Annotated in this window: 9 protein-coding genes; 5 read left to right on the forward strand and 4 right to left on the reverse strand. The window is 71.1% G+C overall.

What is annotated here, in order from left to right:
* Positions 1-506: 506 nt before the first annotated feature.
* The 3 genes from WMF46_RS27420 (at position 507) to WMF46_RS27430 (ending at position 8,421) form a co-directional block, all read left to right on the forward strand.
* On the forward strand, positions 507-5,537 hold the full coding sequence (locus tag WMF46_RS27420; protein ID WP_437979894.1) for a HAMP domain-containing protein: 5,031 nt from the start codon (positions 507-509) through the stop codon (positions 5,535-5,537).
* A 384-nt stretch (positions 5,538-5,921) separates the two neighbouring features.
* Entirely contained in the window at positions 5,922-6,329 is a 408-nt protein-coding gene (locus WMF46_RS27425) for a hypothetical protein (protein WP_437979895.1), read from the forward strand.
* A 184-nt stretch (positions 6,330-6,513) separates the two neighbouring features.
* On the forward strand, positions 6,514-8,421 hold the full coding sequence (locus tag WMF46_RS27430) for a protein kinase domain-containing protein (RefSeq protein ID WP_437979896.1): 1,908 nt from the start codon (positions 6,514-6,516) through the stop codon (positions 8,419-8,421).
* Positions 8,422-8,712: 291 nt separating this feature from the next.
* On the opposite strand, the gene WMF46_RS27435 is transcribed toward WMF46_RS27430, so the two are convergent.
* Complete coding sequence (locus WMF46_RS27435; protein WP_437979897.1) at positions 8,713-9,933, reverse strand: phospholipase D-like domain-containing protein; 1,221 nt, start codon at positions 9,931-9,933, stop codon at positions 8,713-8,715.
* Positions 9,934-10,307: 374 nt separating this feature from the next.
* Here WMF46_RS27435 and WMF46_RS27440 point away from each other — a divergent pair, with 374 nt between their 5' ends.
* Together WMF46_RS27440 and WMF46_RS27445 are read left to right on the forward strand one after the other, a co-directional pair.
* Positions 10,308-10,787 carry a hypothetical protein gene (locus WMF46_RS27440; RefSeq protein ID WP_437979898.1) on the forward strand — a complete coding sequence of 160 codons (480 nt, stop codon included), beginning with the start codon at positions 10,308-10,310 and terminating at the stop codon, positions 10,785-10,787.
* Between the two features lie 7 nt (positions 10,788-10,794).
* Positions 10,795-11,280, forward strand: coding sequence for a DUF421 domain-containing protein (locus WMF46_RS27445; protein WP_437979899.1), 486 nt, complete (start codon positions 10,795-10,797; stop codon positions 11,278-11,280).
* Positions 11,281-11,287: 7 nt separating this feature from the next.
* Here WMF46_RS27445 and WMF46_RS27450 read toward each other — a convergent pair whose 3' ends face one another.
* From WMF46_RS27450 to topA, 3 genes are all read right to left on the reverse strand, one after another.
* Positions 11,288-12,778 carry a DUF2330 domain-containing protein gene (locus tag WMF46_RS27450; RefSeq protein WP_437979900.1) on the reverse strand — a complete coding sequence of 497 codons (1,491 nt, stop codon included), beginning with the start codon at positions 12,776-12,778 and terminating at the stop codon, positions 11,288-11,290.
* A gap of 157 nt (positions 12,779-12,935) precedes the next feature.
* Complete coding sequence (trmFO, locus tag WMF46_RS27455) at positions 12,936-14,369, reverse strand: methylenetetrahydrofolate--tRNA-(uracil(54)-C(5))-methyltransferase (FADH(2)-oxidizing) TrmFO (RefSeq protein ID WP_437979901.1); 1,434 nt, start codon at positions 14,367-14,369, stop codon at positions 12,936-12,938.
* A gap of 34 nt (positions 14,370-14,403) precedes the next feature.
* The gene (gene topA, locus WMF46_RS27460) at positions 14,404-16,998 is read right to left on the reverse strand and encodes a type I DNA topoisomerase (RefSeq protein ID WP_437979902.1); all 2,595 of its coding nucleotides are present in this window, start codon (positions 16,996-16,998) and stop codon (positions 14,404-14,406) included.
* Between the last annotated feature and the right edge of the window lie 108 nt (positions 16,999-17,106).

Consider the following 17,106-nt stretch of genomic DNA (forward strand, 5'->3'; position numbering starts at 1 on the left):
CGGCGCAGCGGCCCCTTCCCGCGGTGTCCCGCCGCGGTTTCATGCGCACGCACGGCCGACCGCGCGCCGCGGACACGCGCGCCTTGCGCGCCATACGCGCGCGCTGCGTGCTGCGCGTGGCGCGAAGCTTGCCCGGCTGAGCGCCTGCTAGTAAGACGAGCCCATGCTGCTGCGCGGTGGGAGCAGAAGCGCATGGCCGACGTGCCATGAAGCCTGAACCCGAGGGGACCCCGACGGCCGCCTCGCGGCCTTTCAGCGAGGGCCCCGCTCCTCGGCGGCGGGGAGCGTCGCGCGGAGCCCCAGCGCAGCCTCGACCGATGAGACCGCCATGCAGGCGAGAGGGCCTGTCCTCCTGCCGTCCTCTCGCGCGGCTCCCTGGGATCGCGCCGGGGCACCGGGTCCGACGGCCTCCAGCCCCCCTGGGCCCCTCCGCGCCCGGGGGGCGCGCTCATTTTCCTTAGTGACCGATCGGTCCTGCCCGCACGCGGGACCAGGAGAACAGCGGCATGGAGCAGCGAAGCGACCTCGACAAGGCGGCCCGCAAGGCGAGAGCCGGCAATGGCAAGAGCAAGAAGGCCGCGTCCGGGGATGGGCTGCAGCACGGCGCCGCGCGCGCGAGGAAGGCCCGCCCGGCCGAGCGCCCCCAGGCCGCCGCGCCGCTCGAGAGCGACGAGCTCGACCGGCGGACGCTGCTGATGTCGCTGACGGGCCTGAAGAAGGGCGATTTCTCGGTGCGGCTGCCCGTCCACTGGCTCGGGCTCGACGGGAAGATCGCCGATACGTTCAACGACGTCGTCGAGCGCAACGAGAAGCTCGCGAAGGAGCTCGACCGCCTGAGCCGCGCGGTGGGCAAGGAGGGCAAGCTCTCCCAGCGCGCCTTCATCGGCGAGGTGAGCGGCGCGTGGGCCGACGAGATCGCGTGCATCAACGCGCTGATCGGCGATCTCGTCCACCCCACCGCCGAGACGGCGCGCGTCATCGGCGCCGTGGCCAAGGGCGATCTCTCGCAGACGATGGCCCTCGAGGTGGACGGCAGGCCGCTCGACGGCGAGTTCCTCCGGACCGCCAAGACCGTCAACACGATGGTCGAGCAGCTCGGCTCCTTCGCCTCCGAGGTCATCCGCGTCGCCCGCGAGGTCGGCACCGAGGGCAAGCTCGGCGGGCAGGCCGACGTCCGCGGCGTCGCCGGCAGCTGGAAGGACCTCACCGACTCCGTCAACTCGATGGCCGGCAACCTCACCTCCCAGGTGCGCAACATCGCCGCCGTCACCACCGCCGTCGCCACGGGCGATCTCTCGAAGAAGATCACCGTCGACGTGAAGGGCGAGATCCTCGAGCTCAAGGACACCATCAACACGATGGTCGATCAGCTCCGCTCCTTCGCCTCCGAGGTCACCCGCGTCGCCCGCGAGGTCGGCACCGAGGGCAAGCTCGGCGGGCAGGCCGACGTCCGCGGCGTCGCAGGCACCTGGAAGGATCTCACCGACTCCGTCAACTCGATGGCAGGCAACCTCACCTCCCAGGTGCGCAACATCGCCGCCGTCACAACCGCCGTCGCCAACGGCGATCTCTCGAAGAAGATCACCGTCGACGTCAAGGGCGAGATCCTGGAGCTCAAGAACACCATCAACACGATGGTCGACCAGCTCAACTCCTTCGCCTCCGAGGTCACCCGCGTCGCCCGCGAGGTCGGCACCGAGGGCAAGCTCGGCGGGCAGGCCGACGTCCGCGGCGTCGCAGGCACCTGGAAGGACCTCACCGACTCCGTCAACTCGATGGCGTCGAACCTCACGGCCCAGGTGCGCAACATCGCGACCGTCACCACCGCCGTCGCCAAGGGCGATCTCTCGAAGAAGATCACCGTCGACGTCAAGGGCGAGATCCTGGAGCTCAAGAACACCATCAACACGATGGTCGATCAGCTCAACTCCTTCGCCTCCGAGGTCACCCGCGTCGCCCGCGAGGTCGGCACCGAGGGCAAGCTCGGCGGGCAGGCCGACGTCCGCGGCGTCGCAGGCACCTGGAAGGACCTCACCGACTCCGTCAACTCGATGGCCGGCAACCTCACCTCCCAGGTGCGCAACATCGCCGCCGTCACAACCGCCGTCGCCAACGGCGATCTCTCCGAGAAGATCACGGTCGACGTGAAGGGCGAGATCCTGGAGCTCAAGAACACCATCAACACGATGGTCGATCAGCTCCGCTCCTTCGCCTCCGAGGTCACCCGCGTCGCCCGCGAGGTCGGCACCGAGGGCAAGCTCGGCGGGCAGGCCGACGTCCGCGGCGTCGCAGGCACCTGGAAGGACCTCACCGACAACGTGAACTCGATGGCCGGCAACCTGACGAACCAGGTGCGCGGCATCGCCAAGGTCGTGACCGCGGTCGCCAACGGCGATCTCAAGCGCAAGCTGGTCGTCGACGCCAAGGGGGAGATCGCCGCGCTCGCGGACACGATCAACGGCATGATCGAGACGCTCGCGACGTTCGCGGATCAGGTGACGACGGTGGCGCGCGAGGTCGGCGTCGAGGGCAAGCTCGGCGGGCAGGCGAGCGTGCCCGGCGCGGCCGGCACGTGGAAGGACCTCACCGACAACGTGAACCAGCTCGCGGCGAACCTCACCACGCAGGTGCGCGCGATCGCCGAGGTCGCCACCGCCGTGACCAAGGGCGATCTCACCCGGTCCATCAAGGTCGAGGCGCAGGGCGAGGTCGCCGCGCTGAAGGACAACATCAATGAGATGATCCGGAACCTCAAGGACACGACGCTGAAGAACAGCGAGACGGACTGGCTCAAGAGCAACCTCGCCAAGTTCTCCCGCATGCTCCAGGGGCAGAAGGATCTGCTCACCGTCGGCCGGAGGATCCTGTCCGAGCTCGCCACCGTCGTCACGGCGCAGCAGGGCGTCTTTTACATCATGGATGCCTCCCGCGAGGAGCCCGTCCTGAAGCTGCTCGCGAGCTACGCGTTCAAGGAGCGCAAGCACGTCGACAACCAGTTCAAGCTGGGCGAGGGGCTCGTCGGGCAGTGCGCCCTCGAGAAGGAGAAGATCCTCCTCGTCAACGCGCCCCACGACTACATCACGATCACGAGCGGCCTCGGCGACGCGCCCCCGGTCAACATCATCGTGATGCCCGTGCTCTTCGAGGGGCAGGTGAAGGCCGTCATCGAGCTCGCGTCGCTCGAGCGCTTCAGCCCGACCCACCAGGCGTTCCTCGACCAGCTCACCGAGTCGATCGGCATCGTGCTGAACACGATCGAGGCCAACATGCGCACCGAGGACCTGCTCAAGCAGTCCCAGTCGCTGGCGCGCGAGCTCCAGAGCCAGCAGGAGGAGCTCCAGGAGACGAACGCCGCGCTCGGCGAGAAGGCGCGCCTCCTGGCGGAGCAGAACGTGGAGGTCGAGCGGAAGAACCACGAGGTCGAGCAGGCCCGCCAGGCCCTCGAGGAGAAGGCGCGCCAGCTCGCCCTCACCTCCAAGTACAAGTCGGAGTTCATGGCGAACATGTCCCATGAGCTCAGGACCCCGCTGAACAGCCTCCTCATCCTGTCGGACCAGCTCTCCAGGAACAACGACCAGAACCTCACGGCGAGGCAGGTCGAGTACGCGAAGACGATCCACGCGTCAGGCACCGATCTCCTGGGGCTCATCAACGACATCCTCGATCTCACGAAGATCGAGTCGGGCACCGTCGTCGTCGACGTCGGAGAGATCAGCTTCACGGACCTCTCGGACTACGTGCGTCGCACGTTCCGGCACGTCGCCGAGGCCAAGAAGCTCGATTTCGAGCTCTCCTTCTCGTCGACGCTGCCGACGTCGATGTTCACCGACGCGAAGCGGCTGCAGCAGGTGCTCAAGAACCTGCTCTCCAACGCCTTCAAGTTCACCGAGCGCGGCAAGGTGGTCCTGGAGGTGACAGTGGCCCGCAGCGGCTGGAGCCGTGAGAACGAAGTGCTCAGCCGGGCCGATGGGGTGATCGCGCTCTCCGTCCATGACACAGGGATCGGGATCGCGCCGGACAAGCAGCAGATCGTCTTCGAGGCGTTCCAGCAGGCGGACGGCAGCACGAGCCGCAAGTACGGCGGCACAGGGCTCGGGCTCGCGATCAGCCGGGAGATCGCGGGGATGCTCGGCGGCGATCTCACGCTGGTCAGCGCGCCGGGCCGCGGCAGCACGTTCACGCTCTACCTGCCGCGCACCTTCCGGCCCGTGCGGGCGGCGCGGCGGCAGCCGACTCACGTCCTCGACGCGCCCCCGTCCATCGATGATGCCGTCCACAGCAGCCGGCCGTCGGATCGCACGTCCGCGAGCGCGGACGTCCAGATCATCGACGACAGCGAGAGCGTCCGCCCCGGCGACCGCGCGATCCTGATCGTGGAGAACGACACCGTGTTCGCCCGCTTCCTCGTGGATGTCGCGCGGGAGCACGGCTTCAAGGCGGTCGTCGCGCTCCGCAGCGCGACCGCGCTCTCGGTGGTGCGAGAGATCCAGCCCGCGGCGATCACGCTGGACATCAACATGCCCGACGTCGACGGGTGGCGCGTGCTCGACTGCCTGAAGCGCGACCTCTCGGCGCGGCACATCCCGGTCCAGGTGATCACGACAGAGACGGAGGAGGAGCGGAGCCGCGCGCGGCGGATGGGCGCGGTGGGCCTGCTCAACAAGCCGCTCAGCAGCAGGACGGCGCTCGACGAGGCGTTCGCGCGGCTCGCCGGGCTGATCGGCTCGCCGCGGCGCCGGCTGCTCGTGGTCGCGCCGGACGAGGCCTCCTTCGCCCCGGTGACCGAGCTGCTCGGGGACGAGGAGGTCACGGTCGCCAGCGCGACGACGGCCCAGGAGGCGCTCGACGCGCTCGATCGCGAGGCGTTCGACGCGATCGTGATCGACCTGCACCTGCCGGACCTGCCCGGCCTCGAGCTCATCGAGCGCCTCGATCGCGCAGGGCGCTTCGCCGATCTCACGGCCATCGTGTACGCGCCGGCCGGCGTCGCCGGGGACGACGAGGCGCAGCTCTCCCGGCTGGCGCAGAAGTTGCCCGTGAAGCATGTCCAGTCGAGAGAGCGCCTGCTCGACGAGGTTACGCTCGCGCTGCACCGCCAGGTCTCGGATCTGCCGGAGCCGACGCGGCTCATCGTGGAGCAGCTCCACGAGTCGGCCGCCGCGCTCTCCGGCAAGTGTGCGCTGATCGTCGACGACGATTTCCGCAACATCTATGCGCTGAAGACCGTCCTCGAGAGCTACGGGATGACCACCCTCACCGCCGACACGGGGAAGGCCGCCATCGAGCGCCTGGCGAGCACGAGCGGGATCGACGTCGTGCTCATGGACATCATGATGCCGGAGATGGACGGATACGACACGATCCGCGCAATCCGCAAACAGCCTGCATTCCAGACGCTGCCGATCATCGCCGTCACGGCGAGGGCGATGAAAGGCGACCGGGAGAAGTGCCTGGAGGCGGGCGCGACCGACTACACCTCGAAGCCGGTCGACACGGAGCAGCTGCTGGCGCAGCTCCGCATCTGGCTGCATCGCTGAGCTCGCTTCATCTCCCGTGACCGCCGCTCTCCACACAACACCCGCGATCGCCCCCGAGCACGCCCGGCGGTTTCGTCTGCGCTGCAACGACGCCTCAGTGTGGCGCACCTGCGCAAGCTCTTGCGCGACACACGGACGATCGACTGCGCAGAGCACCGAGCATTTCCCGCATTTTCCTTTGGCATGACGCCTGCTGTCGCCAGCTGTGACGATGTGGGTTTCCAGAATACAGGCAGGGCGCGCGCGAGAGGACGTTCATCGGGAAAGGAGCTGTAGGTGAGGCCAAAGCTGGTGACCGGTCTCGTCAGGACACGGTCGGACGCCGAGAGGTCGGTTGAGCGCGTGATGAGCTGTGGATACACGCGTGACGCCATCAGCCTTGTCATGAGCGATGCGGGGTCCGACCAGCGCGCCGTGGACGGAACCGCGGGCGCGGCGGCGGACGTCGGCGGGGCGGCGGGGGCAGCCTCGACTTCGCTCGTGGTGCTCGGCGCGAGCGTGGCGTTCCCTGGCCTGGGGCTCGTGGCGGCGGGGCCCATCGAGGCCGCGCTCGCCGGAGCTGGCGCGGGCGGCGCGGCCGGCGGGCTCGTCGACGCGCTCGTCAGCGCCGGCATTCCCGAGCACCGGGCGAGCATCTACGACAGCGGCCTACGACAAGGCGCGATCCTCGTGGGCGTAAATGCTTCCTCCGAGCGAGACGCAGAGATCCTGGAATTGATCCTCGAGTACGCCGGCGCCGAGGACGTCCGGAGCGAGAGCTCGCAGCGGCGTCCTTACGACAGCTTCATCTGAGCGGTCGCGGGAAGGCGGAAGGCACGTGGCAACTTGCCTCGCTGAGGCGCGCTGCCGCTGACGCGCCCGTGCAGGCGTTCAGGAGCTCCCCGAGCGGATCGCCTGGCACACGCGATGCTCCAGACTCGGCGCGTGCCGTCGCGTGGCGAGCGGCGGATGGCCGGAGCAGACGGCAGGAGAGCGCATGTCGAGCAACATGACCCAGGCGTTCGAGCACACCTCAGGGGAATGCTTCGAGGTCGACACGGTGGTGGGCGAGAAGTACCAGCTCCTCCGCAAAGCGGGAGAGGGCGCGATGGGGTCTGTCTGGGTCGCCACGAACACGGCGCTCGAGGCCAATGTGGCCATCAAGGTGCTGCGGCCGGAGATGCGCTCTCCCGCGATCGCCGAGCGCCTGCTGCGTGAGGCGCGGGCCGCGGCGAAGCTCAGCCACCCCGGGATCGTGCGAGTCTTCGATCTCGGCAAGACCGCGGGCGGCACCCCGTACATCGTGATGGAGCTCCTGGAGGGTGAGGCCCTCCGGGACGTGCTCTGCCGCGAGCGCCGGCTCGCTCCCGAGGTGGCGCTGGCGATCCTGCTGCCGGTCGCGAGCGCGATGCACGCGGCCCACGAGCGGGGCGTCGTTCACCGGGATCTCAAGCCGGACAACGTGATGCTCGCGAATCAGGGCGACGGGCGGATAAGGCCCAAGGTCGTCGATTTCGGGATCGCGAAGGTGACGTGGACCGAGCCCGAGTCCGGATCGACGGGCGCGGCCGTGATCGGGACTCCGCAGTACATGCCGCCGGAGCAGGCGCTCGGGCAAGGCCACATCGATCATCGCGCGGACATCTGGGCGCTCTGCACGATGCTGTACGAGGCGATCGCGGGCGAGACCCCGTATGCTGGGGAGCACGGGTTCGGGACGCTGCGCGCGATCGTCCAGGATCCGGTGCGCTCGCTCGTCGAGCGGTGCGGCTCGGATCCGGCGCTGTGGTCGATCATCGAGCGCGGGCTGCGCAAGGATCCGGCGGATCGCTGGGGGAGCATGCGCGAGCTGGGCAGCGCGCTCGCGACGTGGCTTGTCTCGAGGGGAGTCTCGGAGGACGTGTGCGGCGCGTCGCTCCGCGCGCAATGGCTGGACGAGCGGGCCAGCCAGATCCCGTCGCCGTCGCCGCGGCTGAACGCGGTGAGCTCCGCGCCGACGCTGCACTCGCGCCGCGCGGACGACTCCCTGGAGCTGCAGGTGCCCATGACGGCCGCGCCGAGGGCGCCGGGGGCGGCGGCTGCGGTGGGTCACGGCGCGCCGGGGGCGGTGGAGCGCAAGGGGATCGAGGAGAGCGGGGAGCGCGCGTGGTCCGAGGCGACCGCGATGGTGAATCTGCCGGGGGCGGCGTCTCCGTCGCCGCGATCGTCGTGGCGGGAGCGCTTTCCGCTCCGCGCCGTCGCGGCGGCCGGGCTCGTGGCCCTGGCGGGAGCGGCGGTGTGGAGCGTCGCGCTGGGCACGGCGGGTCGCGCGGGCGAGTCGACGCCGGCGCCGCTTGTCCAGCCCGTGGCGATGGTCGCCGCGGCGCCGTCTCCGGCGCAGCCACCGCTCGTGGCGAGCTCCCTTCCGGCCGGCGTGGCGCAGGGGAGCGCAGCGCCGCCGGTCGGACCCACGACATCGCGCCCAACGCGCGCGGTGAAGGCCGCGGTCTCCGCGCCTCAGGCGCCGGCCGCGGCCGCCGCCCGGGCTGCGATCGCGGCGCCGGCGGCGAACGCGCCAGCCGCGACCGGGAAGCCGCCGGCGCCAGCGGCGAGCCCGCCGCCCGGCTCGTCCGGGCCCAGCGCGGGCGCGGAGGCGCCGGCCTCGCCTGCGCAGCCGGCGTCCGCCGGCTCGGCGCAGGAGCCAGGGAGCGCCGCCTGTCCTGCCGGCGGCCAGGAAGGCGGGGAAGCTGCCTGCCCTCCGGCTCCAGCCGCTGACGCATCGACGAGCGCCGTGGGGATCTACGATGACGCCGGGACGGCCGAGAAGGAGCCCGGCGTCCACCGGCCGGCGACCACCGAGGAGGCGCCGCCGTCCGCGGATGCCGGCGCAGCGGAGGGCTCTTCGAGCGCTCCAGCGGCGCCGTAGCGCCTCGGATACCGATTGAAACTGCCTGAATAGGGCAGAATTTCGAACCGCCAAGGACGCCAAGATTTTTATCCTCTTCTTGGCGCGCTTGGCGGTTCATCTCTCGGTTGATCGATGAGATGGGCGCTCTACAGCGGTTTCCGCCCACCTCAGCACCATGCCGAGCAGAGCGGCGGTCACCCGCACAGGAGACGGGCCCAGATCGGCGTTTTCGGCGCGCAAGCGCACTCCGGTGCGCTGAGCACCGAAAACGTCGAGGTGGGCCCGTATCCGAAGCGGGTGACCGCCGCTCTAGACGCCGAGCGCCTGCAGGAACCCGCCCTCACGCTCGGCCTCGGGGAGCGCGCCCGCATGGCGAGGCTCCACCAGGTCGAGGCCGAAGCTCCACAGCGCGTTGCGCGCCTGCGCGAAGGGGCCCTGCCTGGGCAGGTTGTCGAGGCGCACAGCCTCGCTCCGACCGAGGTCCTGCTCGAACAGGCGGGCCGCGTCCCTCACGAAGGCGGGTTGCTTGACGATGAGGTTCGCCTCGCTCACCCACCTCAGGCTCGTCGCGTTCGCGTTGAAGGTCCCCACCGTCGCCCAGTCGTCGTCGATCACCGCGAACTTCGCGTGGAGCATCGACGGGAGGAACTCGTGGATCTGGAGCCCGTTCTCCAGCCATGACGGGTACCGCGCGAGGCTCGCGTGGCGGATGGCCGGAAGGTCGGAGTCGCGCGGCACGATGATCTTCACGTCGATCCCGCGGCGCGCGGCGTCGATGAGCTCGCGCTCGAGCCCGCGCGGAGGGCAGAAGTACGCGTTCTCGATCCACACCCGCCGCCTCGCCGCGCGCACCCGCGCGAGGTGGCGCTCGTAGATGACCGCGGGCGGCGTGGGCGCGTCGGTGATGAACTCCACGTCGTCGTAGACGCCGCCCGTCCAGTAATCGAAGGAGCGCCCCGCGGCCTCGTTGGCGAGCATCCAGCGGCACTCGAACGCCCGCGCCATGTCGGTCACGCAGGGCCCCATCACCCGGCTACAGACCTCGTGCCAGCCGTCGCCGCCCTCGTCGCGCGGCAGCCACTCGTCGGCCCACGCAGCGCCGCCCACGTATCCGGCGCCGTCGATCACCACGATGCGCGAGTGCTCCCGCGGGAACAGGGCGCCCCCGCGGAGCACGGCGCCCAGCGGCCTGTAGGCGCGGGCGCGGATGCCGCGAGCCCGCATGTCCTCGAAGAACGCCGCCGGCGTCGTGTGGCTGCCGAGCGCGTCGTACAGGAGCCGGACATCCACGCCGCGCCGCGCGGCGCTCGCGAAGGCGTCGGCGAAGCGACGACCCATGAGATCGTTGCGGTAGATGTACGTGGAGATCCATATCCGCTCCCGGGCGAGCGCGATGTCATCGAGGAGCGACTCGAGCACCCATTTCATCCCGGGGAGGAGGCGCGTCGTGTGGAGAGCGCCCCCTGCCGCAGCGCGACCGGTGCTGGAGTCCGCCCTGGAGCCTGGAAACGTCGGCGCCGAGCAGGTCATGTCGAGTCCCGAACGCCGGGCGGATGCAGCTCGATTGCCACAGCGGCCCGCGCGCTCACCGCCGTGGCTCAAGCAGCCCGTGTGCCACATCGCCAAGGCGCGATCGCGCAGGGATGTCAGCAACGGGAGGCTCACCACGTGGCAAAGCGCCACGCTCACGGCGCCGTCCGCGGCGCCTGCGGGGCAAGCGGCCTCTCCGGCGCAGCGGCCGCCCTCGCGAGCGGGCCGCGCGTGCGCTAGCGGGCCGCGCGCGCGAGCGGGCCGCGGCACCAGTCTTGAACGGCGTGGGCGCGATGATCCCCGCCACCCGCGAGCTCTCCGCTCCTCGGCCCGCCCGGACGCGCACCAGGTCGCGCCGGGCGCCGTCCGAACCCGTGCCCACACCGCCGTCCGCGCCGCCCCTGCGGCGCCGGCTCGCCCTGGATCCCCTGCACGCGATCGGCGCGCTCGCGCTCGCCTGCGTGGCCGCGAGCGCCTTGTTCATGCACGCGCTGCAGACGCGCGAGGCGACGGCGCAGGGGCTCACCCTCCGCGTCGCCTACCCCGAGCGGATGCGCTTCCGCGACATGGAACGGGTCACGCTCGACGTGGAGAACACGGCGGGCGAGCCCTGCCGGGGGGCTGCGCTCACGATCGACGAGGCTTACCTGGACAGCTTCGAGGAGCACCACACCACGCCTGCAGAGGCGGCGTTCGGGCGCTTCGCGCTGGGCGACCTCGCGCCCGGCGAGCGCCGCCGGATCGACATCGAGCTCCGCGGCGAGCGCAGCTGGCTCGCGTCGGGCAACGCGACCCTGGCGTGCGGTGGGGAGCGCGGCGTCCACGTGCCGCTCCGCACGTTCATCTTCCCCTGAGATCACCATGGAGACCGTCGCCCGCGTCGCCTTCGTTTATGTGTTCCTCGCCGCCGCGTTCCGCGTGCTCGGCAAGCGCGAGCTCAGCTCGATGTCGCCGTTCGAGCTCGTCACGCTCATGCTGATCCCCGAGATCGTCTCGCAGGCCCTCGTCCGCGAGGCGTCGCTCGCGAACGCGCTCGCGGGCGTGTCCACCGTCCTCGTGCTCGTGTTCCTGACGTCCGTCCTGACGCACCTCTTCCCGAAGGCGTCCGAGGTCATCGACGGCTCGCCCACGGTGCTGGTCGCGAAGGGCCGTATCCTGGAGGAGGCGTGCAATCGCGAGCGGATCCAGCCGGAGGAGATCCTGTCCGAGATGCACAAGAGCGGGCTGGAGCGCCTCTCCCAGGTGCGATGGGCCATCCTGGAGGCGGACGGCGCCCTCACCATCGTCCCGGAGCAGGGCCACGCCCTGCCCGTCGCCCGGGCCAGGACGCGGGACGAAGGCGTCTGAGCGCCGGTCAGGCCGGGCGGGAGGCGAGGCGGCGTGCGCCGCGACGGGCGAGCGCCGCCGCGACGGCGAGGGCGCCGAGCGTCATGCCCACGAGCGTGCCCTGCCCGCGGGTCCGCGAGGGGCGGTCGCCGTCGAGGACCGGGGTCGCCGCGCCGCAGAGCACGTCGGCGTGGACGCTGACGCGGGCGCGCAGCCAGTTGTCGACCCGCTCCTGCGGCGCGGGGCTCAGCACGAGGTCCGTGTCGAGCGCGGCGCGCGGCAGGTTCGCCTCCAGACGCGTCAGCCAGACGTCCTTCGGGTGCAGGCCGACCATCGCGATGGCGAGGTCGTCGAGCGCCCCGCACGCGAGGTCGCGCGCGTCGATCTGGTCGGAGGCGACCTCCCCGCAGCTCGGATCGGACAGCGGGACGCCGGCCGGGCACGGGTTCGCCACGGCGCGGCTCTCGGTCGCGATCTCGGCGAAGCGCACGGCGCACGCGGAGTCCTGGACCTCGCCGGTCTCGCCGTTGGCGAGCCCCTGCTGGGCGAACGCGGCGGCGATCGTGTCGACCGGGGTGGTCGAGCCGCTCGTCGTGTAGCGCACGCCGAACGGCGCCGCGGGGCTCGACACGGGCGAGAACAGCGAGCCCTGCTGCGCGTAGGGGGTGAGGAACGCGCGGCCGCCGTCGGCCGCCGCGATCGCCTTCTCGCGGAGCACGCCGTAGTTCGACTCCTGCGGGGCGAAGTCCCACGCGAGGAGGTCGATGGGGACGGCAGCGGCCGCGAACCCCTCGGGGGCGAGCCGCGCCTCGCTGATGGTGAACAGGGTGATCGCGACGTTCGCGCCCGTCCCGGCGGCGACCATCCGGAGCGGGAGCGCGGGGTTCGCCCCCGGCGTGACGACCCGCACCGGCGTCATCTCCTTCACGTCCTTGCCCGGCTGGAGCCTGATGGCGATGAAGTCGAAGCCCTCGTCGACATAGGCGTCGATGATCGGCTGTGTCGACTCGTCGACGTTGAAGCCGTTCGTCTCCAGCCACGTGTTCAACGCGCCGGGCGTGTCCGTCGCGAGCGTCACCGTCTCGTACGGACCGACGGTGCCGCGGTGGAGCACGGTGACCTGATCGCCGCCGCCGAACGCCTCCCCCGCCGCGTCCGCGGAGCCGAGGGTCGCGCCGCAGCCCCCGCCGCTCCGGGCGCAGGTGGAGCTCGGCGCGGTGATGCGCACCGACGTGGCCGCGTCGAGCGTCTCGAACCAGGCATCCGAGCCTTCCTCGAGGATCGCTCCGCGCTTCACCGGGAGCACCCACCCGAACGCGCTCGGATCGCCGGAGTACTGGATCTGATCCCAGAGCACCGACTGGACGGGCGACACGGAGAGCACCATCCGGTGCGCGTTGACGACCGTCGTCTCGGTGGGCGGGGCGAAGCACCCGCCGCAGGCGAGCGCCTCGCGCGGCGACAGGAGCGTCGCGGAAGGAACGGCGAGCGCAAGGAGCGCAAACAAGCGAAGTTTCATCGGCTACCTCCATGGGCGCGGGTCCGCGCGGGCGGGCTCTCGAAGCGCGCGGACAGCGCGCGGCGCACCACCGCCAGGCTATCCAAGCCTGCGCGCGGCGGGCAGCCCGCGCACGATTGGCGCGCCGCTCGCCATGCGAGAGCGCGGCGAGCCGCCGTCAGCCCGCGGCCCACCACGCGTCGAGGTCGCGGAGGGCGCGCTCGGCCATCACCTCGTAGCGGGCGCGCTTGCGCAGCTTGCCGTGCGCTGGATCGAGCGGCGCGATGTGCGCCCAGGTGATGTTGGACGGCTGATACGTGGGCTGCTTCCGGCCGAGGTGCGTGAGGATGCCGCCGAGCGCCGTCGTGGGCGGCGGCGGCCGGAGCGGCTCGTTCCGCAGCTGCTGCGCGAGGAGGATCGCGCACACGAACCCCGCCGCGGCGCTCTCCACGTAGCCCTCGACGCCCGAAATCTGGCCGGCCAGGTGCACGCCCGGCAGCGCGCGGAGCTCCATCGCGGGGCCGAGGAGCGCCGGAGCGTCGACGAAGGTGTTGCGGTGCACGGAGCCCGTGCGGAGGAACTCGGCCTCCTCGAGGCCGGGCACCATCCGGAACACCCGCAGCTGCTCGGCGTACTTCATGCGCGTCTGGAAGCCGACCAGGTTGTACGCCGTCGCCGCCTCGTCCTCCGGGCGCAGCTGGAGCACCGCGTAGGGGCGCCGGCCGGTGCGCGGATCGGTGAGCCCCACCGGCTTCATCGGCCCGAACGCGAGCGTCTGCTCGCCGCGCGCCGCCATCACCTCGCAGGGCAGGCACCCCTCGAAGTAGCGCACCTCCTCGAAGGCGCGGGCCTCCACCTTCTCCGACGCGACGAGGGCCTGGACGAACGCCTTGTACTGCGCCTCGTCGAAGGGGCAGTTCACGTACGCCTCGTCGCCGGCCTCGGCGTCGTCGCGGCGCTCGGCCGCGTCCTCTGGCGGCGCGGCCCGCTCCGGCTGCGCGGTTTGCTCCCGCTGCGCGGCCCGGTCGCCGCGGACCGCGCCCCCCTTGCCGTAGCGCGACTGCTTCCACACGCGCGACCAGTCGATCGAGTCGGCGCTGACGATCGGCGCGATCGCGTCGTAGTAGGCGAGGTGCTCGGCGCCGACGGCCGCGGCGAGGCTCGCCGCGAGGGCGTCGGAGGTGAGCGGCCCCGTCGCGAGGATCACGGGCCGCTCGGCGGGGATCTCCGTCACCTCCCGGTGCTCGACGGTGATCCGGGGGTGGGCCTCGATCGCCCGCGTCATCGCCTCGGCGAACCGCTCGCGGTCGACCGCCAGCGCGCCTCCGGCCGGCACCGAGGTCTCGTCGGCGCACCGCAAGGCGAGCGAGCCCACGCGCCGGAGCTCCTCCTTGAGGAGCCCCACCGCGTTGCTCAGCGCGGCGCCGCGCAGCGAGTTCGAGCACACGAGCTCGGCCAGCCGATCGCTCGTCTGCGCAGGCGTGCGCCGGTGAGGTTTCATCTCGACGAGGCGCACGCGCAGCCCGCGCTGCGCGAGCTGGTACGCCGCCTCGCAACCGGCCAGGCCGCCTCCGACGACGACGACGTCGTGCGGGCTCTCCGCTCCGTTCATACAGCTCACCAGGGTGGGGGGTCTCGCGGGCTTCTTAGCTCGCCGTGCGGCGGGCGCGCACGGCCCGTGCAGGCTTTTCGGCGGCCCCCGGGGCCGCGCCAGCGCCCTGCGGCGCGGCCTCGGGCCGGCCGGCCGGCGTGGGCTCCGCCGGCGCGGGCTGGGCGGCCGGCGCCGGGGCGGCGCTCGCGACGACCGCCGCGGCGTCCGGGGTGGCGGTGCCGTCGGCGGCCCCGTCCTCCCCTTCCCCCTCGACGATCTCCTGCTTGAAGCCGCAGTCCTTCGTCGCGCAGACGAGCATCGCCTTCTTGCCGCCGGTGCGGGTGACGAACTTCGCGCCGCACTGCGGGCACGGGACCGGCACCGGCTTCTGCCAGAGCTTGAACTCGCACTTCTGCTCGGCGTTCCAGTTGGAGCAGCCGTAGAAGGTGCGCCCGCCCTTCTTGCGCGGCCGGATCTCGATGAGATCGCCGCCGCAGCTCGGGCACGCGACGCCGAGCGGAACCGGGCGCGTGTTCTTGCAGGCCGGGTACCCCGTGCACGACAGGAAGTCGCCGAAGCGGCCCGTCTTGATGATCATCGGCTTCCCGCACTTGTCGCACGAGATGTCGGTCTCGCGGACGGCGGCGGTCCCCCGCGCGTCGGACAGGTCGCGCGTCGCCTTGCACTTCGGGTAGCGCTCGCAGCTCAAGAACCAGCCGTTCTTGCCCCACTTCTTGAGCATCATCGACCCGCACTCGTCGCAGACGATGTCGGTCTTCTCGGCCTCGGGCTTCCACGGCGCGAGCTTCTTCGACTTGTCGAGCTGCTCCCTGAACTTCTTGTAGAAGGTCTTGAGCAGCTGCTCGCGCTTCAGGTTGCCGGCGCCGACGGCGTCGAGCTCCTCCTCCATCTGCGCCGTGAAGTTCGGGTCCATGATGTCGAGGTTCGACCGGACGAGGCCGTCGACCACGAACTTCCCGAGGAGCGTCGGCTGGAACGCGCCGCCGTCCCGCTTCTCGACGTACGCGCGCTGCTGCACCTTGCTGATGATCTCGGCGTACGTCGACGGGCGGCCGATGCCGCGCTTCTCCAGCTCGCGCACGAGCGAGCCCTCGTTGTAGCGGGGCGGCGGCTGCGTGAACTTCTGGTCGGTGATGACGCCCGGGGGCGACACGGCGAGCGCCTCGCCCTCCTTCATGTCGGGCAGCAGCGCCTCCGAGTCCTCCTCGGCCGACGGCCCCGGCGCCGCCCGCTCCGCCTCGGCGGCGGTCGCCTCGGGCGCCGGCGCGGCGGCGCCGCCCTCCGCGGCTGCGCCTGCGCTCTCCTCCTCGCCGGCGAACTCCTGCTGGCCCTCGGTCACCTGCAGCCAGCCGGCGAACTTGAGGATCCGCCCCGTCGCCCGGGCGAGGTAGCTCCGGTACGCGGGCGCCGCGACCGTCGGCGCGACGTCGATCTCGACCGTCGTGCGGTCGTACACCGCCGGGGTCATCTGCGAGGCGACGAAGCGGTTCCAGATGAGCTTGTACAGCTTGTACTGCTCGTCCTTGAGGTGCTTCTTGATCGAGTCCGGGTGGATCTCGACGCTCGTCGGCCGGATCGCCTCGTGCGCGTCCTGCGCGTTCTTCTTCGACTTGTAGACGTTCGGGCGCTCGGGGACGAACTCCTTGCCGTACCGCTTCGCGACCACGCCGCGCACCTCGGCCACCGCGTCGTCGCTGACGCGCGTCGAGTCGGTACGCATGTACGTGATGAGGCCGACCGGGCCGCCGTCGCGCTTGAGGTCAATGCCCTCGTAGAGCGCCTGGGCGATCTGCATCGTCCGCTTGGCGCCGAAGTGCAGGTAGTTCGTCGCGTCCTGCTGGAGCTTCGAGGTGGTGTACGGAGCGGGCGGGTTGCGCTTCTGCTCGCGCCGCACGACCTTCGCTACCTTGTAGCGGGCGGTCTCGAGGTCGGCGCGCACCTTCCCGGCGACCTCGCCGTTCGTCACCTCGAGCTTCTTTCCGTCGGCGGAGGCGAGCTTCGCGACGAACGGGGCGCGCTGGGGCGGGCTCGCCGCGCCGAGGCCGACCGCGATGTTCCAGTACTCCTCCGGGACGAACGCCTCGACCTCGCGCTCGCGGTCCACGATGAGCCGCAGCGCGACCGACTGCACCCGCCCCGCCGAGAGGCCGAACGCGAGCTTCGACCAGACGAGCGCCGAGACGTCGTAGCCGACGATGCGGTCGAGCACGCGCCGCGCCCGCTGCGCGTCGTACAGGTTCTCGTCGAGCTTGCGGGGGTTGTGGACCCCGTGGTCGACCCCCTTCTTCGTGATCTCGTGGAACTCGACCCGCGCCACCTTCAGCCTCGGGTTCTTGATCTCCTCCGAGATGTGGAACGCGATCGCCTCCCCTTCGCGATCGGGGTCGGTCGCCAGGAGCACCTCGTCCGCCCTCTTCGCGGCGGACTTCAGCTCCTCCAGGACCTTCTCCTTGCCCTCGATGACCTCGTAGGTCTCGGCAAAATCGTTCTGCACGTCGACGGCGTTCTGCTTCTTGGGCAGGTCCTTGACGTGCCCCTTCGAGGCGAACACCTCGTACCCGTTGCCGAGATATTTCTTGATGGTCTTCGCCTTCGCCGGCGACTCCACGATGACGAGCGTCTTGGCCATCACCACCTTCTGAGCAACGAGATAGGGCTTGTGAGGATTGAAGGGCGCCCTTCGGTGCGAGGGAGGCCCCCCCGCGAGGAGGCGGCCACCCGGAAACCGCACTGGGCA

Origin of the sequence: Sorangium sp. So ce117 (assembly GCF_051524395.1) — a bacterium.
GTDB classification, from domain to species: Bacteria; Myxococcota_A; Polyangia; order Polyangiales; family Polyangiaceae; genus Sorangium; species Sorangium cellulosum_B.